This is a genomic window from Azospirillum rugosum, from assembly GCF_017876155.1.
GTDB lineage: Bacteria > Pseudomonadota > Alphaproteobacteria > Azospirillales > Azospirillaceae > Azospirillum > Azospirillum rugosum.
In genome coordinates, this window is record NZ_JAGINP010000021.1 from 145,162 (window position 1) to 166,926 (window position 21,765).

22 protein-coding genes are annotated in these 21,765 nt (G+C 68.4%); 10 read left to right on the forward strand and 12 right to left on the reverse strand.

All coding sequences use genetic code 11. The features are described 5' to 3' along the window. From J2851_RS25765 to J2851_RS25780, 4 genes are all read left to right on the forward strand, one after another. Complete coding sequence (locus J2851_RS25765; RefSeq protein WP_209769868.1) at positions 1-540, forward strand: DUF1003 domain-containing protein; 540 nt, start codon at positions 1-3, stop codon at positions 538-540. Next, positions 540-3,104, forward strand: a complete 2,565-nt coding sequence (gene hrpB / locus J2851_RS25770) for an ATP-dependent helicase HrpB (protein ID WP_209769870.1) — start codon at positions 540-542, stop codon at positions 3,102-3,104. Before J2851_RS25765 ends, hrpB begins: the two co-directional genes overlap by 1 nt. Positions 3,105-3,291: 187 nt before the next feature. After that, positions 3,292-3,819 (forward strand): SLOG cluster 4 domain-containing protein, encoded by a 528-nt coding sequence (locus J2851_RS25775; RefSeq protein WP_209769872.1) that lies wholly within the window; start codon positions 3,292-3,294, stop codon positions 3,817-3,819. Positions 3,820-3,850: 31 nt separating this feature from the next. Continuing rightward, entirely contained in the window at positions 3,851-5,080 is a 1,230-nt protein-coding gene (locus J2851_RS25780) for an adenylate/guanylate cyclase domain-containing protein (protein WP_209769874.1), read from the forward strand. A gap of 12 nt (positions 5,081-5,092) precedes the next feature. Here J2851_RS25780 and J2851_RS25785 read toward each other — a convergent pair whose 3' ends face one another. Genes J2851_RS25785 through amrS form a run of 3 tightly spaced genes read right to left on the reverse strand, consistent with a single transcriptional unit; the run spans position 5,093 to position 6,928 of the window. After that, on the reverse strand, positions 5,093-5,527 hold the full coding sequence (locus tag J2851_RS25785) for a hypothetical protein (RefSeq protein ID WP_209769877.1): 435 nt from the start codon (positions 5,525-5,527) through the stop codon (positions 5,093-5,095). 3 nt (positions 5,528-5,530) lie between these two features. Further along, positions 5,531-5,782: a type II toxin-antitoxin system Phd/YefM family antitoxin gene (locus J2851_RS25790; RefSeq protein WP_209769878.1), complete on the reverse strand. Its 252-nt coding sequence runs from the start codon at positions 5,780-5,782 to the stop codon at positions 5,531-5,533. Between the two features lie 60 nt (positions 5,783-5,842). Next, the gene (amrS, locus tag J2851_RS25795; protein ID WP_209769879.1) at positions 5,843-6,928 is read right to left on the reverse strand and encodes an AmmeMemoRadiSam system radical SAM enzyme; all 1,086 of its coding nucleotides are present in this window, start codon (positions 6,926-6,928) and stop codon (positions 5,843-5,845) included. 179 nt (positions 6,929-7,107) lie between these two features. On the opposite strand from amrS, the gene amrB reads away from it, so the two are divergent. From amrB to J2851_RS25810, 3 genes are read left to right on the forward strand one after another with little or no spacing between them, the layout of a single operon-like run. Beyond that, positions 7,108-8,463 (forward strand): AmmeMemoRadiSam system protein B, encoded by a 1,356-nt coding sequence (gene amrB / locus J2851_RS25800; protein WP_209769880.1) that lies wholly within the window; start codon positions 7,108-7,110, stop codon positions 8,461-8,463. A gap of 55 nt (positions 8,464-8,518) precedes the next feature. Next, positions 8,519-8,707, forward strand: a complete 189-nt coding sequence (locus J2851_RS25805) for a hypothetical protein (RefSeq protein ID WP_209769881.1) — start codon at positions 8,519-8,521, stop codon at positions 8,705-8,707. Further along, complete coding sequence (locus tag J2851_RS25810) at positions 8,707-9,018, forward strand: type II toxin-antitoxin system RelE/ParE family toxin (protein WP_209769882.1); 312 nt, start codon at positions 8,707-8,709, stop codon at positions 9,016-9,018. Before J2851_RS25805 ends, J2851_RS25810 begins: the two co-directional genes overlap by 1 nt. 1 nt (position 9,019) lies before the next feature. Here J2851_RS25810 and J2851_RS25815 read toward each other — a convergent pair whose 3' ends face one another. From J2851_RS25815 to J2851_RS25830, 4 genes are all read right to left on the reverse strand, one after another. Further along, the gene (locus J2851_RS25815; protein ID WP_209769883.1) at positions 9,020-10,576 is read right to left on the reverse strand and encodes a SpoVR family protein; all 1,557 of its coding nucleotides are present in this window, start codon (positions 10,574-10,576) and stop codon (positions 9,020-9,022) included. A gap of 159 nt (positions 10,577-10,735) precedes the next feature. After that, positions 10,736-12,028: a YeaH/YhbH family protein gene (locus tag J2851_RS25820; RefSeq protein WP_209769884.1), complete on the reverse strand. Its 1,293-nt coding sequence runs from the start codon at positions 12,026-12,028 to the stop codon at positions 10,736-10,738. 52 nt (positions 12,029-12,080) lie between these two features. Beyond that, positions 12,081-14,027 (reverse strand): PrkA family serine protein kinase, encoded by a 1,947-nt coding sequence (locus tag J2851_RS25825; RefSeq protein WP_209769886.1) that lies wholly within the window; start codon positions 14,025-14,027, stop codon positions 12,081-12,083. 848 nt (positions 14,028-14,875) lie between these two features. Continuing rightward, a complete protein-coding gene (locus J2851_RS25830) occupies positions 14,876-15,265 on the reverse strand; it encodes a response regulator (RefSeq protein ID WP_209769888.1) in 390 nt (129 codons plus the stop codon). Between the two features lie 155 nt (positions 15,266-15,420). On the opposite strand from J2851_RS25830, the gene J2851_RS25835 reads away from it, so the two are divergent. Then, the gene (locus J2851_RS25835) at positions 15,421-16,293 is read left to right on the forward strand and encodes a DUF4743 domain-containing protein (RefSeq protein ID WP_209769890.1); all 873 of its coding nucleotides are present in this window, start codon (positions 15,421-15,423) and stop codon (positions 16,291-16,293) included. 109 nt (positions 16,294-16,402) lie between these two features. On the opposite strand, the gene J2851_RS25840 is transcribed toward J2851_RS25835, so the two are convergent. The 3 genes from J2851_RS25840 to J2851_RS25850 all read right to left on the reverse strand — a co-directional run bounded on the left by J2851_RS25840 (position 16,403) and on the right by J2851_RS25850 (position 19,325). Then, positions 16,403-17,920 carry a hybrid sensor histidine kinase/response regulator gene (locus J2851_RS25840; RefSeq protein WP_209769891.1) on the reverse strand — a complete coding sequence of 506 codons (1,518 nt, stop codon included), beginning with the start codon at positions 17,918-17,920 and terminating at the stop codon, positions 16,403-16,405. Positions 17,921-18,135: 215 nt separating this feature from the next. Continuing rightward, complete coding sequence (gluQRS, locus tag J2851_RS25845) at positions 18,136-18,987, reverse strand: tRNA glutamyl-Q(34) synthetase GluQRS (protein WP_209769892.1); 852 nt, start codon at positions 18,985-18,987, stop codon at positions 18,136-18,138. Positions 18,988-19,157: 170 nt separating this feature from the next. Next, complete coding sequence (locus J2851_RS25850) at positions 19,158-19,325, reverse strand: hypothetical protein (RefSeq protein ID WP_209769893.1); 168 nt, start codon at positions 19,323-19,325, stop codon at positions 19,158-19,160. Between the two features lie 360 nt (positions 19,326-19,685). On the opposite strand from J2851_RS25850, the gene J2851_RS25855 reads away from it, so the two are divergent. Together J2851_RS25855 and J2851_RS25860 are read left to right on the forward strand one after the other, a co-directional pair. After that, positions 19,686-20,291, forward strand: coding sequence for an HNH endonuclease (locus tag J2851_RS25855; protein ID WP_370881319.1), 606 nt, complete (start codon positions 19,686-19,688; stop codon positions 20,289-20,291). Positions 20,292-20,303: 12 nt separating this feature from the next. Next, positions 20,304-20,441, forward strand: coding sequence for a DUF1289 domain-containing protein (locus J2851_RS25860; protein WP_209769895.1), 138 nt, complete (start codon positions 20,304-20,306; stop codon positions 20,439-20,441). Positions 20,442-20,456: 15 nt separating this feature from the next. Here the strand turns inward: J2851_RS25860 and J2851_RS25865 are convergent, their stop codons facing one another. Then, positions 20,457-21,062 carry a demethoxyubiquinone hydroxylase family protein gene (locus tag J2851_RS25865; RefSeq protein ID WP_209769896.1) on the reverse strand — a complete coding sequence of 202 codons (606 nt, stop codon included), beginning with the start codon at positions 21,060-21,062 and terminating at the stop codon, positions 20,457-20,459. Next, entirely contained in the window at positions 21,059-21,586 is a 528-nt protein-coding gene (locus tag J2851_RS25870; protein WP_209769897.1) for a disulfide bond formation protein B, read from the reverse strand. The genes J2851_RS25865 and J2851_RS25870 overlap by 4 nt, the downstream gene beginning before the upstream one ends. Positions 21,587-21,765 lie beyond the last annotated feature (179 nt).

The following is a 21,765-nucleotide window of genomic DNA, read 5'->3' on the forward strand; positions in this document are numbered from 1 at the left end:
ATGAACGCGTTGAACGGCCTTCTGTCCGCCTTCGGGCGCGACGACCTGGAACGGCTGCACCGTCTGCGGCAACGCCGGCGCGCGGCGCGCGCGGCCGCGGCCGGGCACCGCTCGGCCGGTCAGGTCGTCGCCGACGGGGTGGCGGCGCTGGTCGGGTCCTGGCACTTCATCATCGGCCAGTCGGTGCTGCTCGGCCTGTGGATCAGCGCCAACGTGCTGGGCTGGATGGGCGCCTGGGACCCCTACCCCTTCATCCTGCTGAACCTCGTCCTGTCCTTCCAGGCGGCCTACACCGCCCCCATCATCATGATGAGCCAGAACCGCCAGGCCGACATCGACCGGGAGCGGGCGAAGCAGGATTACGACGTGAACCTGAAGGCGGAGTTGGAGATCGAGTTGCTGCACCAGAAGATCGACCTGCTGCGCGAACAGGAGATCGCCCGCCTGACCCGCATGGTGGAGGACTTGACCAACGCACTGGCCGCGGTCAAGAACGCACCGCCCCCGCTTCCCACCTTGCCGCCGACCGACCCCGCCTGATGAGCTTTCCTCCCCTTCCCGCCCTCCCCATCGATCCCGTCCTCCCCGACCTGCTGGCGGCGCTTCGCCAACGCGGCGTGGCCGTCTTGCAGGCCCCACCCGGCGCCGGCAAGACCACGCGCGTGCCGCTGGCGCTGCTCGACCAGCCCTGGCTTAAGGGGCGCAAGGTCATCGTGCTGGAACCGCGCCGGCTGGCCGCCCGCGCCGCCGCCCGGCGGATGGCCGCCATGCTGGGGGAGTCCGTGGGCGAGACGGTCGGCTACCGCGTCCGCCTGGACACCAAGGTGGGGCCGAGGACCCGCATCGAGGTGGTGACCGACGGCCTGTTCCTGCGCCAGCTTCAGGAGGATGCGGAGCTGCCGGCGGTGGGCGCCGTGCTGTTCGACGAATTCCACGAGCGCGGCATCGACAGCGATCTGGCGCTCGCCCTGGTGCAGGAGGCGCGCGGGGCTCTGCGCGACGACCTGCGGCTGGTGGTCATGTCGGCGACGCTGGACGGCGCGCCGGTGGCGGCTTTGCTGGATGACGCGCCGATGGTGACCAGCGAGGGCCGCGCCTTCCCGGTGGAGACCCGGCACCTCGACGCCCCTGGCCCAGGCACGCGGATCGAGGACGCGGTCGCCGCCACCGTCCGCCGCGCGCTGCGCGAGGAGAGCGGCAACGCGCTGGTCTTCCTGCCCGGCGCCGGGGAGATCCGCCGTGTGCAGACCCTGCTGGAGGGCGCCGATCCCCATTCCGGGTTGGGCCCCGGGACGATCATCGCGCCGCTCTACGGCGACCTGACGGCCGACGCGCAGGACCGCGCCATCGCGCCGAGCCCGCCGGGCACGCGCAAGGTCGTGCTGGCCACCCCCATCGCCGAGACCAGCCTGACCATCGAGGGCATCCGCATCGTCGTGGACGGCGGGCTGATGCGCGTGCCGCGCTTCGACCCGCGCAGCGGCATGACGCGGTTGGTCACCGCCAAGGTCTCCCAGGCCTCGGCGGAGCAGCGGCGGGGCCGCGCCGGCCGCCTGGAACCCGGCGTCTGCTACCGCCTGTGGCCGGAGGCCACGCACAAGGCCCTGGCCCCCTTCACCGCGCCGGAGATCCTGGAGGCCGACCTCGCCCCACTGGCGCTGGAGCTGGCGGTCTGGGGCGTCGCCGATCCCACCACGCTGGCTTGGCTGGACCCGCCGCCGGCCGCGTCCATGGCGCAGGCGCGGGAGCTGCTGCGCGAGCTGGGCGCGCTGAACGCGGACGGCGCGATCACGCCGCACGGGCGCCGCATGGCCGGCTTCGGCGTGCACCCGCGGCTCGCCCACATGATGCTGAGGGGCAAGGAGCTGGGGCTGGGCGGGCTGGCCTGCGAAGTGGCGGCGCTGCTGGGAGAGCGCGACATCGTCCGGGCGCAGCCGGGCTTCCGCGACGCCGACCTGCGGCTGCGCGTGGAACTGCTGCGCGGGCTGGACGACGAGGGCCGGATTCGCGGCGCCGGACGTGGCCTGACCGTGGAGCGCGGCGGGGCGCAGCAGGCGCTGAAGCAGGCGCGGCAGTGGAAGCGGCAGTTGGGCGCCAAAGATGACGGCGGCGACCTGGGGGCAACGGGGCTGCTGGTAGCGCTCGCCTACCCGGACCGCATCGGCCAGCGCCGGCCGGGCGGCAACAACGCCGGGGGCGCGGCGGCGCAGTACCGCCTGTCCAACGGCCGCGGCGCCTATTTCCAGGACGCCGAGCCATTGACCGCGCAGGACTGGCTGGCCGTCGCCGACCTGGACGGCGCCGCGCGCGAATCCCGCGTCTTCCTGGCCGCCCCGGTCACCCTGGCCGAGCTGGAGGACACCTTCGCGGAGCACATCCGCACGGAAACGGTCGTGACCTGGGACGGGCGGGAGCAGGTGGTGCTGGCGCGCCGCCGCCGCATGCTGTTCGCGCTGGTGCTGAAGGACGAGCGGCTGGCCAACCCGCCCGCCGAAACCATGGCCGCCGCCATGCTGGAAGGCATCCGCGAGATGGGGCTAACCGCCCTGCCCTGGACCGACGAACTGCGCAAGTGGCAGGCCCGCGTCCAGTTTCTGCGCCGCATGGAGGGGGAGGAGTGGCCCGACGTCTCCGACGCCGCCCTGCTCGCCACGCTGGAGGACTGGCTGGCGCCCTTCCTGAACGGCGCGTCGCGCCGTGCGCACCTGGACCGGGTGGAGTTGGGGAACGCGCTCCGCGGCCTTCTGCCCTGGGCGATGCAGCAGCGGCTGGACAAGGAGGCGCCGACCCATGTGGAGGTGCCCAGCGGCTCGCGCGTGCCCATCGACTACGCGGCGGACGAGCCGGTGCTGGCCGTGCGGTTGCAGGAGATGTTCGGGCTGGCCGAGACCCCGCGCATCGCCGGCGGGCGCGTCGCCCTGCTGCTGCACCTGCTGTCCCCGGCGCGCCGCCCGGTGCAGGTGACCCGCGACCTCGCCAGCTTCTGGGCCAACGCCTACAAGGCGGTGAAGGCCGACCTGAAAGGCCAGTACCCCAAGCACTACTGGCCCGACAACCCGCTGGAGGCGGAGCCGACGGCGCGGGCGAAGCCACGGGGGCGGTGAAGGGATGAAACCCCCTCTCCCTGCTCCGCAGGGAGAGGGAGGGGCCCGCACCGAAGGTGGGGGAGGGGGAGGGCTTGGTTTCTCGGGATAACCTTGCCCTCACCCTCCCGCGTTCCGCGGGTCCCTCCCTCTCCCGCCGGGGGCGGGAGAGGGGGATGAAAGCGCCTTGGACAAGGGGGAGCACGTCATGGCGATCATCGGGGTCATGGGGTCGGGGAAGGACGAGTGGGACGCCTTCGCCACGCCGCTCGGCATTTGGATCGCGGAGAACGGGCACGACCTGCTGACCGGCGGGGGCAACGGCGTGATGCTGGCCGCCGCGCGGGCTTTCTTCGGAACGCCCGGCCGCCGGGGCCGGTCAATCGGGGTGCTGCCGTCGGAACCCGACCCGGTCCGCGGCTTCGTGCCGCTGCCCGGTTATCCGAACCCCTTCATCGACCTGACCATCCTGACGCCGTTCCAAAGGAAGGGTCCGGACGACCCGCCCGACGCGCTGAGCCGGAACCACGTCAACATCCTGACGGCCCAAGTCATCGTCGCGCTGCCCGGCCGGCACGGGACGCTGGACGAGGTGCGGCTGGCGCTGGCCTTCGGGAAGCCGATCATCGGATTCGGCCCGGACCTTGAATTCCGGGGCGTGCCCGCCGAATTGCGAACAACCGGCGACTTTGCCGCGGTTGCGGCGTTCATCACCGACAGGCTGTCCCACAGTTGACGCCACCGGCCGTTGCGCAAGGAAGACGACCATGGATGCACACCGGATACTCGATCTCAGCCGCTGGATCACCGACGCCGGGCTCCAGGGGCTTCCGGCGACGGAGCTGGTCGGCGGGTTCTGCGAACGGCTGGTCGAGGCGGGAGTCCCGCTGACCCGGACGGTGATCGGCGCCGACACGCTGCACCCGACCATCGCCGGCCATGTCGTCACCTGGGACAGCACCGGGCGCAACGCCGCGGAGGTGCGCCAGACCGACTATGGCACCACCACCGACCCGGCGCTGGAGGAGAAGTGGCTGCGCAGCCCCTTCCACCGCCTCTACACCACCGGCGAGGTCATGCTGCGCCGCCGCTTGGTCGACGGCTGCGAGGCGGGCGAGTTCCCGGTGGTGGACGAGCTGCACGCGCAGGGCGCCACCGACTACATGGCCATCGTCAACCGCCTCGGGCCGGACGCCGCGATCGGGGAGATGGACTGCATCTTTTCCTCCTGGGTGACCCATCACGCGGATGGCTTCAACGACGTGCAGCAGGACGCCCTGCTGACGCTGGCCGGCACGCTGGCGCTGGCGCTGCGCGGCCACGCGGTGGCGCGCATCGCCAACACGCTGGTGGAAACCTACCTCGGCCGCGACGCCGGCCATCGCGTGCTGCGCGGCCACATCCGCCGGGGCATCGCGGAGAAGCTGGACGCCGTGCTGTGGTTCAGCGACCTGCAAGGCTTCACCCGCATCACCGACACCGCCCCGCCGGAGACCATCCTGCCCCTGCTGAACGACTATGCGGAGCTGGTGGTGACCGCCATCCACCGGCACGGCGGGCAGGTGCTGAAATTCATGGGCGACGGCATCCTGGCGGTCTTCGACCGCAACAGCGCCGAGGACGCCTGCCGCGCCGCGCTCGACGCCGCGGAGGAAGCGCGGGAGCGCTGCAAGGAGCTGAACACCCGCCGCGCCGCGGAGGGCATGCCGGTGACGCGCTTCTACCTGGGCCTGCACCAGGGCAAGGTGTTCTACGGCAACATCGGCGGCGTGGACCGGCTGGACTTCACCGTCGTCGGCCCCGCGGTGAACGAGGCCAGCCGCATCGCCGCCATGTGCCGGTCGCTGGACCAGGACCTGCTGCTGTCCTCCGCCTTCGTGCAATCCGCCCCGGAATGCCGCCAGCGCCTGATCTCCATCGGCCGCTACCTGCTGCGCGGCGTCGGCCGCCCGCAGGAGCTGTACACGCTGGATCCGGAGGCGGGTCGGGCGCCCTGAAGCGGATCGCGGCTAATCCCGCGCAAGTACATGCAGGCGGCGCGCCTTCTGGTGGGCGGCGATGCCGCGCTTCAGCGCCTCGAACAGCTCCGTCGGCAGGAAGCCCCAGGCGAAGACGTCCGGCTTGGACCGCGAGACGGGCCGGAGGTCAAAGCCCGGCCACACGAACTTGTTCAATTCGTCGGTGACGATCCAGGATCGTTCCGCATCCAGGCCGAGGCGTTGCTTCACTTTGGCGGGCAGTTCGATCGCGTTGGCGGGATCGTCCGGCGGCGTGTGCGTGATGGGCGCGACATAGACCAGACGGTCGCCGTCCGCATCCGCCACGGCCAGCACGATGGCACAGGGGCGGTCCTTCCGCCCCTCGCCAACTCCCGCCCGTCGCTCCCGCTTCCACAGGTAGGCGTAGCTGATTACGAGGCCGGGTGCGGGAGTGGGCAGCGGCATCGATCACTCATCGATGCTGTAGCGATGCTCTTCGGGTATCTCGGCGGCCTCGATCAGGGCGGCCTCCTCGTCCGTCAAGTCGGCCGACGCGATGGCCTGCCGTTGCGCCTGCTTCATCGCGTGGTAGGTCTCGGCCGAGACGATGAAGACCGTCTCGCGGCCATAGCGCGTGACGCGCACCGGCTCGACCAGAGCCCGGTCGTGGAAGGCGCCGAAGTTCTTCTGCACCTCGGACGCCGCAGCGGTGATGGACATGCCGCACCTCATGTTCCGTATCTTCCGTAAGATACGGAACATAATGGCGGGAAGCAACCATCAGGCCGCCGCGTAATCCCGCAGCCGCACCGGCATGCGCCGGGCGCCCCAATGGCCGGGCGCGGCCTCGAACACGCCCGGAAGCTGCGTCCCGCAGTTCGTGCAGGCCCCCTTCTCATCCAGCCCCCAGGCGCTGAGCGTGTAGCCGCTGCGGCCGACCACCACCTCGCCGCAGCCGGAGCAGCGGGTGCTGGAATGGTCCAGATCCGCGACGTTGCCGACATAGACGTGGTGCAGGCCGTTCGCCTTCGCGATGGTCCAGGCGCGGAGCAGCGTGGCGTGCGGGGTCCAGCCCTTGTCGCGCATCTTGTGGTCGGGGTGGAAGGCCGTGAAGTGGATCGGCACGTCGGGGCCGAGGTTCTCGCGGATCCAGCCGGTCATGGCGTGCAGTTCGGCGTCGCTGTCGTTCTCGCCGGGGATCAGCAGGGTGGTGATCTCGAACCAGACCTTGGTCTCGTGCTTCAGGTACTTCAGCGTGTCGAGCACCGGGGCGAGGTGGCTGCCGGTGACCTTGTGGTAGAACTCCTCCGTGAAGGCCTTCAGGTCCACGTTGGCGGCGTCCATGTGGCGGTAGAACTCGGCGCGCGGCTCCGCGCAGATGTAGCCGGCGGTGACAGCCACGTTCTTCACCCCCTGCTCGCGGCAGGCCTGGGCCACGTCCACCGCGTATTCCAGGAAGATGACCGGGTCGTTGTAGGTGTAGGCGACGGAGCGGCAGCCCGTTTCCTTCGCCGCGCGCGCGATGGTCTCGGGCGCTGCGCTGTCGGCCAGCGTGTCGAACTCCCGGGACTTGGAGATGTCCCAGTTCTGGCAGAACTTGCAGGTCAGGTTGCAGCCCGCCGTGCCGAAGGACAGCACCGGCGTGCCGGGCAGGAAATGGTTCAGCGGCTTCTTCTCGATGGGATCGACGCAGAAGCCGGAGGAGCGGCCGTAGGTGGTCAGCACGATCTGGTCGCCCTGGCGCTGGCGCACGAAGCAAAGCGCCTGCTGGCCGTCGGACAGTTTGCAGTGCCGCGGGCAGAGGTCGCATTGCAGGCGGCCGTCGTCCAGCCGATGCCAATAACGGGCGGGGACGATGTTGGACATGCGCTGTTCTCAACAGTATGGGCGGGCGGGCCGGCAAAGAAACGCCGGGGCCCGCTTGTCAAAGTTTGGCCCGCTTGCAAAGGTTCGGACCGTGTTCCTACATGTGGGGTACGTCGCCCGGCCCGGCAAAGCCTTTCCCGGGCCCTTATCCTTTCGATAATCTGTGAGGCTGGGATCACATGAACCTGCGCGCTCCGGCCGTGGCGGGGGCCTTCTATCCCGCCAACCCCGCCGCCCTCGACCGCATGGTCGCGGGATTCCTGGAGGACGCCCATACGGAGCGGTTGCCGGCCAAGGCGATCATCGCCCCGCACGCCGGCTATGTCTATTCCGGCCCGATCGCCGGCACCGCCTACGCCGGCGTGGCGCATCTGGGCGGGCGCATCACCCGCGTCCTGCTGCTGGGGCCGGCGCACCGCTACGGCTTCCGCGGCATCGCCTATCCGTCGGCCGACGCGCTGGAGACGCCGCTCGGCGCCGTGCCGGTGGACAATGACGCCATCGCAGCGATCCGCGACCTGCCCGACGTGCAGCGGATCGACCGCGCCTTCGACGGGGAGCATTCGCTGGAGGTGCACCTGCCCTTCATCCAGCGCCTGTTCCCGGAGGCCTCCGTCGTGCCGCTGGTGGTCGGCCACGTCGACCCGGCGCGGGTGGATGCGGTGCTGCAGCGGCTGTGGGGCGGGCCGGAGACTCTGATCGTCGTCAGCTCCGACCTCAGCCACTTCCACGACCACGCCACCGCGCACCGGCTGGACCTGGAGACCTCGCAGGCCATCGAGGCGGCGGACATCGAACGGCTGTCGGGCGACCGCGCCTGCGGCTACCTGCCGGTGGCGGGGCTGCTGATGCGCGCCCGCGCGCTGGACCTGCGCGTCACCACGCGCGACCTGCGCAACTCCGGCGACACGGCCGGCGACCGCGACCGGGTGGTCGGCTACGGCGCCTACAGCGTGGAGCCGGCGACTGCGGCCCACCTGTCCGACGCCCATCGGGAGCTTCTGCTGGAGGCGGCGCGGCGCGCGCTGGCCCACGCGGTGAAGACCGGCCGCGCCCCCCAGGTGCGGGCGGAGGACTTCCCCATGCCGCTGCGCGCCATCCGCCGCACCTTCGTCACACTGACCATCGACGGGGAGCTGCGCGGCTGCATCGGCACGACCCAGGCGAGCCGCCCGCTGGTCGAGGACGTCGTGGAGAACGCGGTGCGGTCGGCGATGCAGGACCCGCGCTTCGGCCCGCTGACCGCGGCGGAGCTGCCGCGGGTGGACATCGCCGTGTCGATCCTCAGCCACGACCGCCCCCTGCCCTTCCGCGACGAGGAGGACCTCATCGCCAAGCTGCGACCGGGAATCGACGGGCTGATCCTGCGCGCCGGGCGCGACGGCGCGCTGTTCCTGCCCAAGGTCTGGGACATGCTGCCCGACCGGCGCCAGTTCGTCGCCCAACTGAAGCGCAAGGCCGGCTGGGCTCCCGACCGCCCGGTGCCGGGGCTGGAGGCGACGGTCTTCGGCGCGGAGACCTTCGGGAAGGAGTGACGCCGTTGCCGGAGGAGGCGTGGAAACGGCGCCCCCTCCGTGCTACCTTAAGGCCATGGCCAAGCCGCAACCCCGCCCCGTCTACGACCCGCCCCTCTCCCCCGAGGACGAGGCGAAGCTCGCCGCGCTTAGGGCGGACATCGACGAGGGGATCGGCGAACTGAACGCCGGTAAGGGATTGGATGGGCGCACCGTGATGGCCGAACTTCGCGCCCGCTTCGGTTTGGGTGAGAATGGGGTCTGATGGCCCGGATCATCATCGCACCGCGTGCGCGCACCGATCTCATCGACATCGGAAGCTACATTGGCGCGGCAAACCCAGCGGCGGCCGATCGTCTGATCCAGCGCTTTGGCGATACGTTCGAACGGCTGTCCGAACGCCCCTTGTCCGGCCGTCCGCGCGCCGAAATCCGGCCCAATCTCCGAAGCGTCCCCATCGACCGGTATGTGATCTTCTACCGGCCGACGGAAGACGGCGTCGAAATCGTGCGTGTCCTTCACTCCGCCCGTGACGTCGCCCCCCTGTTCGAGGGGGCGCGACGCTTGGAGGAATAACTCACGCCCCCACGCCGCTCGGTGCAGTGACGGCGTGTTCCTTCAGGATCGCTTCGGACACGGCCGAGACCTCGATGAGCTGCACCTCGTAGCCCCAGAGGTTGGCGATGTGGCGCAGCACGGCCTTGGCGTCGCTCTCGTCCAGCAGAACGCCGTTGGTGACGCGGTGGTGCAGGATCAGCTTGCGGTCGCCGGCGAGGTCCACGTCGACGATCTGGATGTCCGGCTCCAGGAAGGCCAGGTCGTACTGGCGCGCCAGCATCTTGCGGATCTGGCGGTAGCCGCGCTCGTTGTGGATGTTCTCCACGAGCAGGTACGGATCCTCCGCGTCGTCGCGCACGCTGAACATCTTGAACTTCCGGATCAGGTGCGGGCTGAGGTACTGGAGCACGAAGCTCTCGTCGCGGAAGTTCGCCCAGGCGTCGCGGAGCGCGCCCATGCCGTCGCCGCGGCCGGCGAGGTCGGGGAACCAGTAGCGGTCCTCGTCGGTCGGGTTCTCGGCGATGCGCTGGATGTCCTGCATCATCGCGAAGCCCAGCGCATACGGGTTGATGCCCGAGAAGCGCTGGTCGTCGAACTCCGGCTGGAAGACGACCGAGGTGTGGGAGTGCAGGAACTCCAACATCGCGCCTTCGCTGATCGACCCCTTGTCATGAAGCGTGTTCATGATGGTGTAGTGGGTGTAGGTCGCACACCCCTCGTTCATCAGCTTGGTCTGCTTCTGCGGATAGAAATATTGCGCGATGTGGCGGACGATGCGCAGGATCTCGCGCTGCCAATGCTCCAGCCGCGGGGCCTTCTTCTCCAGGAAGTAGAGCAGGTTCTCCTCCGGCAGGCCGAGCAGCTTCTTGCGCTCCGACACCGTCTTGGAGGGGCGGGCGCCGCCGGCCATGGGCTTCGGCACGGTGCGCCACAGGTCGTTGAAGGTCTGCTCCTGGTACTCCTGCCGCTCCCGCTCGCGCTTCTGCTCCAGCCGCAGGTCGAGGCTGCGCTTCTTCGGATACTTGTGCACGCCCTGGTTCATCAGCGCGTGGGCGGCGTCCAGCACCCGCTCCACCGCGTGGTGCCCATAGCGCTCCTCGCACTGGGTGATGTAGGCCTTGGCGAACTCCAGATAGTCGAGGATCCCCTCGGCGTCCGTCCACTGCTGGAACAGCTGGTTGTTCTTGAAGAAATGGTTGTGGCCGAAGGCCGCGTGGGCAATGACCAGCGTCTGCATCGTCATGGTGTTTTCTTCCATGATGTAGCTGATGCAGGGGCTGGAGTTGATGACGATCTCGTAGGCGAGGCCGCGGTAGCCCTTGCGGTAGAGCATCTCGTCGCGGGCGAAATGCTTGCCGAAGGACCAGTGCTTGTACATCAGCGGCATGCCGATCGAGGAATAGGCGTCGAGCATCTGCTCGGCCGTGATGACCTCGATCTGGTTCGGATAGACGTTGAGGCCCATCTCGTCCAGCGCGACATGCTCAATGGCGTCGTAGACGCGCTTGATCTTGTCGTAGTCCCAGTCCGCCCCGTCATAGAGCAGACCCTCGGGCTTGGTGATCACAGCGGCCATTGTCAGCCTCCCACGCCTTCTGCGCGCCTCTGGTCCGCGCGCGGGCGGTTTGGTTGGAAACTCGAAAAAGATGTCACCACAGAGACACGGAGACACAGAGAACAGATTGGATCGTTCATCCTCTGTGTCTCCGTGTCTCTGTGGTGAAATTTCATCCGGCTAAGCCCCGGCCTTCTCGCGGGCGAACAGGTCGCGGAAGACGGGGAAGATCTCCCGGCGGGAGCGGACGCGGCGCATGGCAAGGGGAAGGTCTGGCCCCTGGACCATCTTGTAGGTGCGCCACAGTTCCGTCTCGCGCCCCAGCGCCGACAGGCCCATGTTGTGCTCCGCCGCCACCTCGATGTAGGCGAAGTACTGGCAGAGCGGCAGGATCGCGTCCTTCAACAGGCCGGCGGAGCGGGCGTTGTCCGACGACATGTTGTCGCCGTCCGACGCCTGGGCCGCGTAGATGTTCCACTCGTTTTCCGGGTACCGCTCCTTGACGATGCGCTGCATCTCCTCCAGCGCCGTCGAGACCACGGTGCCGCCGGTCTCGGTGGAGTAGAAGAACGTGTCCTCGTCCACCTCCTTGGCCTCGTGGGTGTGGCGGATGAAGACGATGTCCACGGAGCGGTAGCGCCGCTTCAGGAACAGGTAGAGCAGCATGAAGAAGCGCTTGGCGAGGTCCTTCATGTGCTCCGTCATGGAGCCGGAGACGTCCATCAGGCAGAACATGACCGCCTGCGCGATGGGCTTCGGCACCGTTTCGAAGCGGTTGTAGCGGACGTCGATCGGGTCGATGAAGGGAATGCGCTTGGCGCGGAGATAATGCCGCTCCAACTGGCTGCGCATGTCCCGCAGGACCTCCGGGTCCTCGCCGCGGTCCTCCGCCTCGCGCAGCAGATCCTCAAGCTCGGCCACCTCCGCCGGCTTCGGACGCTTCAGCGCGATGCGCCGGCTGAGGCTGTTGCGCATGGTGCGCACCAGGTTCAGGTTGGCCGGCGAGCCCGTCACCGAATAGCCCGCCCGCGTCAGCGAGTGGGATTCCGACTGCTTGACCTTCTGCTTCACCAGGTCGGGGAGTTCCAGGTCTTCCAGGAAGATGTCCAGGAACTCCTCGCGGGACAGGACGAAGCGGAAATCGTCGTCGCCCTCCCCGTCGGGGCTGCCTTCCGACCCGCGTCCGCCGCCCTGCTCCTCCGGACGGGAGATGGTGTCTCCCTCCACATACTCCTTGTTGCCCGGCACGACGTAGTCGCGCACGCCGCCGGACCCGGAGCGGTGGAAGGAGGGCTCCCGCACGCCGCCGGTCGAGATGGTGACCTTCTCGCCGTTTTCGATGTCCTGGATGCCACGCTTGCCCGAGGCATCCCGCACCGCCTTTACCACCTGTTCCTTGGCGCGCCGCAGGAAGCGCTGGCGGTTGGCCAGGCTCTTGCCCTGCGGGTTCAGGCGACGGTCGATGATGTTCATCAAGGGGGAGCCCCTCCTACCGATTCACGCTCGTGCCGAGCAGGCCGACCGATCAGCCGGCCTGCTTCACGCGCATGTACCACTCGACCAGCCGGCGGACCTGCCGCTCGGTGTAGCCGCGGGTCATCATGCGCGACACGAACTCGTTGTGCTTCTTCTCGGTCTCGCTGTCCTTCTTGGACCCGAAGCTGATCACGGGCAGCAGATCCTCCACCTGGGAGAACATGCGCTTCTCGATCACCTCGCGGATCTTTTCGTAGGACGTCCAGGAGGGGTTGCGCCCGGCGTTGGCGGCCCGCGCCCGGAGCGCGAACTTCACGACCTCGTTGCGGAAGTCCTTCGGGTTGGCGATCCCGGCGGGCTTCTCGATCTTGGTCAGCTCCTGGTTCAGAAGCTCGCGGTTCATCAGCTGGCCGGTGTCCGGATCCTTGAAGTCCTGGTCTTCGATCCACGCGTCGGCGTAGTCGACGTAGCGGTCGAACAGGTTCTGGCCGTAGTCGCTGTAGGATTCCAGATAGGCCTTCTGGATCTCGTTGCCGATGAACTCCGCGTAGCGCGGCGCCATCTCGGCCTTGATGAACTCGATGTACTTCTTCTCGGTGTCGTCGGGGAACTGCTCCCGCTTGATCGACTGCTCAAGGATGTACATCAGGTGGACCGGGTCGGCCGAGATCTCGGTCGAGTCGTAGTTGAAGGTCGCGGCCAGCACCTTGAAGGCGAAGCGGGTGGAGATGCCGTCCATGCCTTCGTCCACGCCCGCCTGGTCGCGGTATTCCTGCATGGACTTGGCCTTGGGGTCGGTCTCCTTCATGCTCTCGCCGTCATAGACGCGCATCTTGGAGTAGAGGCTGGAGTTCGGATGGTCGCGCAGGCGCGACAGCACCGAGAACTTCGCCAGCATCTCCAGCGTCGACGGCGCGCAGGGCGCGGTCGCCAGATCGGAGCCCTTGACCAGCTTGTCGTAGATCCGCTGCTCCTCCTGCACGCGCAGGCAGTAGGGCACCTTGATCACGCAGATGCGGTCGATGAAGGCTTCGTTGTTCTTGTTGTTCTTGAAGGACTGCCACTCCGCCTCGTTGGAGTGGGCGAGGATGATGCCCTGGAACGGGATGGCGCCGATGTTCTCCGAGCCGACGTAGTTCCCCTCCTGGGTCGCCGTCAGCAGCGGGTGCAGCATCTTGATGGGCGCCTTGAACATCTCGACGAATTCCAGCAGGCCCTGGCTGGCGCGGTTCAGGCCGCCGGAGAAGCTGTAGGCGTCGGGATCGTTCTGGCTGTACATCTCCAGCTTGCGGATGTCGACCTTGCCGACCAGCGAGGAGATGTCCTGGTTGTTCTCGTCGCCGGGCTCCGTCTTGGTCACGCAGATCTGGCGCAGCTTGCTGGGGTGCAGCTTCACCACACGGAAGCGCGAGATGTCGCCGCCGAACTCGTCCAGGCGCTTGACGGCCCAGGGGCTCATCAGGCCGGTCAGGCGGCGGCGCGGGATGCCGTAGCGGTCCTCCAGCAGGTCGCCCATCTCCTCGGGGTTGAAGAGGCCGAGCGGGCTTTCGAAGACCGGGCTGACTTCCTTGCCGGCCTTCAGCACGTAGACCGGGCATTTCTCCATCAGCGACTTCAGCCGTTCCGCCAGCGACGACTTGCCGCCGCCGACCGGGCCCAGCAGGTAGAGGATCTGCTTGCGCTCCTCCAACCCTTGCGCGGCGTGGCGGAAGAAGCCGACGATGCGCTCGATCGTCTCCTCCATGCCGTAGAAGTCGGCGAAGGCCGGATAGATCTTGATCGTCCGGTTCATGAAGATTCGGCCAAGGCGCGGATCCTTGGCGGTGTCGACGACTTCCGGTTCGCCGATGGCGGCGAGGATGCGCTCCGGTGCGGAGGCATACATCATCGGGTCGTCGCGGCATTCCTGGAGGTATTCCGTAAGGCTCATCTCAACCTCACGGCGCCCCTCATAGGACTGCGTATAGCGCGTGAACAGTTCGTCGGCCGGGAACATTCCTCGCTCCGTATCTCTTAGTCCGATGCGTCGGGGCTGCCGCCGGGAGACCCGGGCGGCGGGGGCGGCACGCGCCGCGAAGTATGGGGCGCCACGGGCGGAACAGTCCCGCGTCGACCCCGCTCACCGTCGAAAGCCAGACCTTTTATGCGGTTGCGGTTCAAATGCAGCACCCCCTTGGGACCGCTGAACTCGAATGGTTCAAATCTGAATGTAATGCTCGACCTAGAGCTTTCCAGGCGGGCAGTCTTAATAACCGGAAAAGCCGTGCGGAACGCCGGATCGGCCTTCAGGATTAGAACAGGCGGCCAGTTGACGCCACGCCTGTGCTTGCGCCGCATTGCGTGGTCGATTCGCGCCGAAGTGGTTTCGCGAGACGATCGATTTGAAGACAGTCGATGTGGCAGTCGATGTGGCAGTCGAAGTGAACGTGACGGTGATGGCCAGCCAGCGCCCGGGCCCATGTCCGGATGCCGCTTGTCGGGGACTCGCTGGACCGTGCCGATCACGCCATCGACCTCCAGTGCCGTTTCGCGCCTCAACCCACCTATCAACCCACGTCGGCGCTTCGGTTAACCGTAAGTGTGCCCACCAATCCTTAACAACATCCTGCTTCGCAAACGGTGTCACAAAGACATTAACGCATGGACGAGGCCCATGATCCACCTCTTCCAAAGAGAGATGGTGAAGCTCATCACAGCAGATCAACAAGGCGGAATTTTGGTGAAGTGGGCTTGCCACGGTGGCCGACCTCGAACGGGGCCATCCGGAACGCGGCTGGAATCAAAGACTTGGCAGTCTTGCAACAGGTTGGGGGAAAAGTTGTGACCGCGACCCGGACCGCTGGTTCAACCGAGTTTCGCGCTCAGGCATTCCGCCAGCGATTCCGGGGTGGCCGGCTTCAGGATGAAGATGCCGGCGCCCAGCGCCGCCGCCTCGTCCATGCGGGCCTGGTCGGTGCGGTTGGTCATGAAGACCACCGGCAGCGCCCGGTCGCGCGAGTCGGGGCTGGCGCGCAGCGCCTTCAGGAAGCCCAGCCCGTCCATGGGCTGCATCTCCACGTCGCAGACCACGACGTCCGGGGCGTGCGCCCGGACGGCGGCCAGCCCGGCCTCCCCGTCCGCGGCCTGATGGACGGCCTTGAAGCCCAGCGTGCCGAGCATCTTCGCCAGCACCATGCGGGTGAAGCTTTCGTCCTCGATGACCAGAACCGACCAGTCCCCGAACGCGCCCGCCATCGGTCCGTCCCTCGCCCCATGCCGCGGGCGGCCACCCGCCCGGCAGTCCTCCCTTTGCGTACGAGGTGTACGCTGCGGCGGCGGCCATTGCAACCGGATGCCGATCCACCAAAGGCGCCTTGCGCCGCCCCGCCGCCGGGGATACACGGGAGTGCATGAGCTTCCTCGATCACATCCGCGCGTGCAACGCGCACGACCTCTCCGGCTTCCGTCCGTTCGACGTCGAGGGGCACCGCATCGGCTGGATCCGCCACGCGCTGGCCGACCGGCTGCCCGAGGTCGATCCCGGCTTCGTCGTGACGGCCGACCGCGTGACGCTGGCGCCGGAGCTGCGCGACTTCGAGGCGCGCTCCGCCACGCTGGAGCACGCCGCGCAGTTCCTGGTCGAGGAGGGGGCGGTCAAGGCGCTGCGCAACGAGTTCTACCCGGTGCTGCCGAAGTGGGGTGCGGAGCCGCTGATGCGCATCGACCGCGCGGCGGTGGCGCAGTTCGGTGTCGCCGCCTACGGCATCCATGTGAACGGCTTCGTGCGGCAGGACGATGCCCAGCCTGGCGGAAGCCTCGCCCTGTGGGTCGGCCACCGCGCCCGCGACCGCGAGGTGGCGCCCGGCCAGCTCGACAACCTGATCGCCGGCGGCCAGCCGATCGGCCTGTCGCTCGCCGAGAACCTGGTCAAGGAAGCGCAGGAGGAGGCGGGCATCGGCGCCGACCTCGCCGCCCGCGCCGTGCCGGTCGGTGCCCTGTCCTACGTCATGGAGACGCAGGCCGGGCTGAAGCGCGACACGCTGTTCCTCTACGACCTGGAACTCGACCCCGGCTTTGTGCCCACCAACACCGACGGCGAGGTCGAAAAGTTCGAGCTGTGGCCGCTGGACCGCGTCGCCGAATCGGTGCGCACGACCGGGGACTGGAAGTTCAACGTCAACCTCGTGGTCATCGACTTCCTGGTCCGCCACGGCTGGCTGACCCCGGAGGAGCCGGACTACCTGGACATCGTCGCCGGCCTGCGGCGGCCCGTTCAGCCGTAGCATTTCCCCGTAGGTCGGGTGAAGCGCAGCGCAACCCGACAGCGTCGCCATGCGGGGTCTGTTGGGTTTCGGCTGCGCCTCCACCCAACCTACGGCCCCACCCTCTCGCTCAGTCGGCGGCGACCATGGGGCGGGTCCGCACGGTGGTGAGCTGGGTCGACAGCTCGCTCAGGGTCACCGGTTTGTGCAGGACGGCGAAGCCGCTGCACCGCGCCTCCCGGATGCGGTCGGGGTTGGTGTCGCCGGTCAGCACGACGGCCGGGATCGGCGTGCCGAGCAGCGCGTGCACGTCGCGGATCGCCTCCACCCCCGTTCGGCCGTGGCGCAGGCGGTAATCGGCGATGATCACGTCGGGCAGCCGCTCCGCCCCTTCCAGCAGGCGCAGTGCCTCTTCCCCCGACGGGGCGGCCAACACGTCCCAGCCCCACTGTTCCAGCACCATGCGCAGGCTTTCCAGGATCAGCGTCTCGTCGTCGATGAGGAGCGCCAGCCCGCAGTCGCCGTCCAGTTCGCTCCAAGTCCGGCCCGCCGGCGCGGGCTGCGAGGCGATGTGCATCGGTACCTCCACGGAAAATCGGGTTCCCCGGCCGGGCGAGGAGCGCACAGTGACCGGCAGGCCCAGCAGCCGCGACAGCCGCTTCACCACCGCGAGGCCGAGCCCGAGCCCCCGCGCGCGGTCGCGCTCCGCGTTGCCGAGCTGGACGAACTCCTCGAAGATGTCCTCCAGCCTGTCCGTCGGCACCCCGACGCCGCTGTCCACCACGTCGATGCGCAGGACGCCGCCGCGCGGCCGGCAGCCGACCAGGACTCCGCCGGCGCCGGTGTATTTCAGGGCGTTGTCCAGCAGGTTGCGCATGACGCGCTCCAGCAGCGCGGCGTCGGTGTGGACCCACGCGCCGGTCGGCCGGATGTGCAGGCGCAGCCCCTTCCCGTAGGCGCGTGGCCCATAGTCCCCCCGCAGGCGTTCGAGCAGGTCGGCCAGCGGAAAAGGCGCCGGGTCGGGCACCACGATGCCGGCGTCGAGCCGCGCCACGTCGAGCAGGGCGTCGAGCAGCGCGCGCAGGGCCTCGACCGCCTGGTTCAGGCTGTGAACCAGCGGCATCTGCGCGTGGCCGCGCAGCCGGTCGGCCAGCAGCGCGCCGAACAGGGTCAGCGACTGCGCAGGCTGGCGCAGGTCGTGGCTGGCGGCGGCCAGGAAATTCGCCTTGGAGCGGTTGGCGCGCTCCGCCTCTTCCTTGGCGGTGCGCAGCCGGTCCTCGCGGTCGCGCGCCTCCTTCTCCGCGCGCACGCGCCGGCCGGCGTCCACGCCGGTCACCACAAGGCCGGGCTGCGCGCCCTCGTCCGACGGCAGGGGCGCCACGGTCAGGTCCAGCCAATGGTCGTCGGCGCGCAGGGTCAGCGTGCGGCTCATCCCGTCGCCGGCGGCGGCCAGGGCCTCGCCGAGCCGGTGCGCCGCGTCGTCGGCCCCGCCCCACAGGAAGGCCGCCGCGAAGGGCTGCCCGACCAGCGCCTCCCGCGGCACGCTGGCGAGGCGCTGCGCCGCCGCGTTCATGTCCGTGATCCGCCCCTGGCGGTCGAGGACCACGACGAGCACACCCAGCGCATCGAAGACCCGCTGCGCGTCCACGGAATTCTGCAGAGCGGGGACCACAGCCCCGGATGGCGCCACCCGCATCGTCGACCCCCGTCTGGGATCCTGCGTCCGACCGTCTGCCCGGCAGGTTGATCAGCCACCGGACATTCAAGCTCTTTAGAAAGATACGCTGAATTTCCGGATGATTCCAGGCGGGCCATCTCGACCCATGACCTTCTTCCGATCGGTGCGAGACCTGCGGATGATGATCATAGGTCGTTCGGAAAACCAGCCAATGCACGCACCGCCGACGGCTCCAGCCCCACGTCCCGCAGGGAGCGCAAGGACTTCGCCTGGTCGCGCTTGGCCAGCCTCTCGCCGCGCTCGTTCGTCAGCAAGGCATGGTGGTGGTATTCGGGGGGCTCGACCCGCAACAGCGCCTGAAGAAGGCGGTGGACGTGGGTCGCGAAGAAGAGGTCCTCGCCCCGCGTGACCAGCGTCACACCCTGCAGGTGGTCGTCCACCGTGACGGCGAGGTGGTAGCTGGTCGGCGTGTCCTTGCGGGCCAGCACGACGTCGCCCAGGATCTCCGGCGTCGCCTCCTGCCAGCCGCGGGCGCGGTCGTGCCAGCGCAGCGGCCCGGTGATGCCCCTGGCCTTCGCGACGTCGAGGCGGAGCGCGTAGGCCGCCCCCTCCTCCATCCGCGCTTGGCGTAACGAATCGTCCAAGTGGCGGCAGGTGCCGGGGTAGAGCGGCCCGTCCGGGCCGTGCGGGGCATGGCCGGCGCGGGCGATCTCCGCGGCGATGTCCTTGCGGGTGCAGAAGCAGGGATAGACGACGCCGAGGTCCCGGAGCCGCCCCAGCGCGGCGCGGTGGTCGTCCAAATGGTCCGACTGGCGGCGGACGGGCGTCTCCCACGTCAGCCCGAGCCACGCCAGGTCTTCCATCAGGTCGCGTTCGAACTCCGGCCGGCAGCGCTTGGGATCGATGTCCTCGATGCGCAGCAGGAACCGCCCGCCCGCCTCCCTGGCGGTCCGCCAGCCGAACAGAGCGGAATGGGCGTGCCCGAGATGGAGATGGCCGGTCGGGCTCGGCGCGAAGCGGGTGACGATGTCGGTCATGCCCGCCCTTATATCCGAAGAGCGGGCCTCCGCAGAAAGGCCTTGAAGGCAGGGGCTTAAAGCGGAGCTCGATCCGCTTTGGACCGCGACCGCGGTCCCGGCCGCACGTGCGGCCGAAGCCCGGCCGGCGAATGAGGCCATTTAGAATCTGAAGCGGACGGAAGTCCGCTTCAGATGTAGGGGTTGTCCTTGATCGGCTCGACCGGGATGTCCTCGCCTTCGAGATACATGGCGAGCCGGCGGCGCAGCTCGCGGTCGAAGGCGTCGATGCGGCGCTGGCGGTCGCGCTCCTCGCGTTCGGCGCGCTTCTCGGCGAGGCTGATGATGATGGCGCTCATGGATGTCCCCCTAAGCCGGCTCCCCGTCCGCCGCCCTCCCACGGGCGGTTCCGGGAAACCCGCGAAACCTGCTTGGAATGCGGGGCAACCATCGCAGAGCATGGTTAACGCGAGGTAACCATGACAGCCAAAAATGGCGGTGCTGCAGCGGCGCAAACGGGGGGACGGGAATTGTCACACCGACGCGCGGACGGCTTGGTTCGGCGGAACTGCGGGCCTTTCCCGCCCCGCGCCCTTCCATCGATCGGGTTACAGGATCGTGAAGAATGGACGCAGCGTGGCCCGAGATGTTGAGATTGCGGGCTGGATCATCTATCTATCTGGTGTGCCGTACTTCCGTTGGGGCTTTTTTCCGGCGGAATGGACGGACGGCCAGAAACGATCCAGACAAGGGAGTGGCCATTGGCTCCACCACCCGATCACTGTCCGGCTCTGGTGCTGAACGCAGACTTTCGTCCGCTCAGCTACTTCCCGCTGTCGCTATGGTCATGGCAGGAAGCGGTCAAGGCCGTCTTCCTGGACCGGGTGAACATCATCTCCGAATATGACCGCACGGTTCGCTCCCCCAGCTTCGAGATCAAGCTGCCTAGCGTCATTTCGCTGAAGGAGTTCATTCCGGCGACGCGGCGGCCGGCCTTCACGCGCTTCAACGTGTTCCTGCGCGACCGTTTCGCCTGCCAGTACTGCGGCCGCCCCTTCCCGACGCAGGAACTGACCTTCGACCACGTCATCCCGCGGTCGCGCGGCGGGCGCACCACCTGGGACAACGTCGTCACCTCCTGCTCGGCCTGCAACCTCGCGAAGGGAAACAGGCTGCCGCACACCTGCGGCATGATCCCCCTCAGTCCTCCCTTCCAGCCGACCGCCTACGAGCTTCAAGAGAACGGACGAGCCTTCCCGCCAAACTTCCTCCATGAAAGTTGGCGGGATTTTCTTTATTGGGACACCGAATTGGATCCCATGTGAACGGCGGGCACCATGGACGAGGACGAAAGCCTCTGCATCGGCATCTGCATCATCGGCGAGGACGGCCGGTGTGAAGGGTGCGGACGCACGGAGGACGAGATTTACGGAACGCCCGCGCCGGCGGAAACCGGCGCGGGGCCTGCGGAATGAAGGGCGGATAAGCCGTCAGACGCGTTCGGCCAGCCAGATGGCGGCCTTGGTGCCCGCCTTGATGGCGGCGGACAGGGCCGGGTAGGCGGGCGCCTGCTCGGCCCCGTTGGTCAGCCCGATGTCGCGGTGCTCCATCTCCTCGGCCTGGAACTTGAGGATGGAGGTCTTGAGATCCGCCTCCTCGGGGCCGAGGTGCTTCAGCTGCGACTCGTAGTGGCCGTCGATGACCTCCTCCACCGCCACGGTGCAGGCCATCGCCGCGCGCTCCCCCAGGACGGCCGTGCCGGCGCCCAGCAGGAAGCCGGCCACGTGCCAGATGGGCTGCAACAGCGTCGGCCGGACCTGGCGCGCGTTCAGCTGACCCTCGAAATAGCGCAGGTGCTCCAGCTCCTGGTCGGCCATGTGGCGGAGCGTCCGGCCGTGCCGGCCCTTGCCCATCACCGCGATCTGCCCTTCGTAAATGCGCTTGGCGCCGTATTCGCCGGCGTGGTCCACGCGGACGATGCGGGCCAGCCGCTCCTCCGGAGTCGGGTCGCCGGGCAGGCGGCCGCGGGGCTTCTTGGGCTCCGCCGGCTTGGCGATGATGGCGGGGGCGGTGGAGCGTTCGTCGAGCGGGGTCATGCGAAAGTCCTGGTGGCCGTGGTCCGGATGTAGGCGCTGCGCGCGGCCAGGAAGGCGAAGGCGGACAGGGCCAGCGAGATGAGAACATTGTAGCCGGCCATCGACACGCCGAACAGCGACCAGGCGATGTCGTCGCAGCGCGTCACGGGCGCCGCCAGCACCTGCGCGCGCAGCTCCTCCAGCGTCTGGGGGGCGTGGCCGGTGGAACCGCAGGCCGAGGTGCCGGCCCACCAGTGCTGCTCCACCCCCACATGGTAGGCGGCGATGCCGGCCCCGGCCAGCAGCGCGAACCCGCTCGCCACCAGCAGGGCGTCGCCGAGCCCCTTCCACTGCCGGAACAGCAGCGTCGCGATGGAAAAGGCGATCACCGCCCCGTAGGGCACCCGCTGCCACAGGCAGAGCACGCAGGGCTGGTAGCCCAGCACGAACTGGAAGAACAGCGCCGCCGCCAGGATCCCGGCGCTGGCGATCGCCAGGAACGCTGCGGGGAAGCGCGGGTCATCGAGAGCGAAACGGTTCATCATGATGGGAAGATTAGCGCGCGGACCGCCCTTCGACCAGACGCCGCGAGGTGCTGTCGCCGAAAACTCTTTGTCGAAACGCCAAATCCCCTCTATATAGCGGGCACCGGTTTGCGAGAGTGGCGGAACTGGTAGACGCAGTGGACTCAAAAACAGGTTTGTCTAGGGTGCGGCAATTTGCC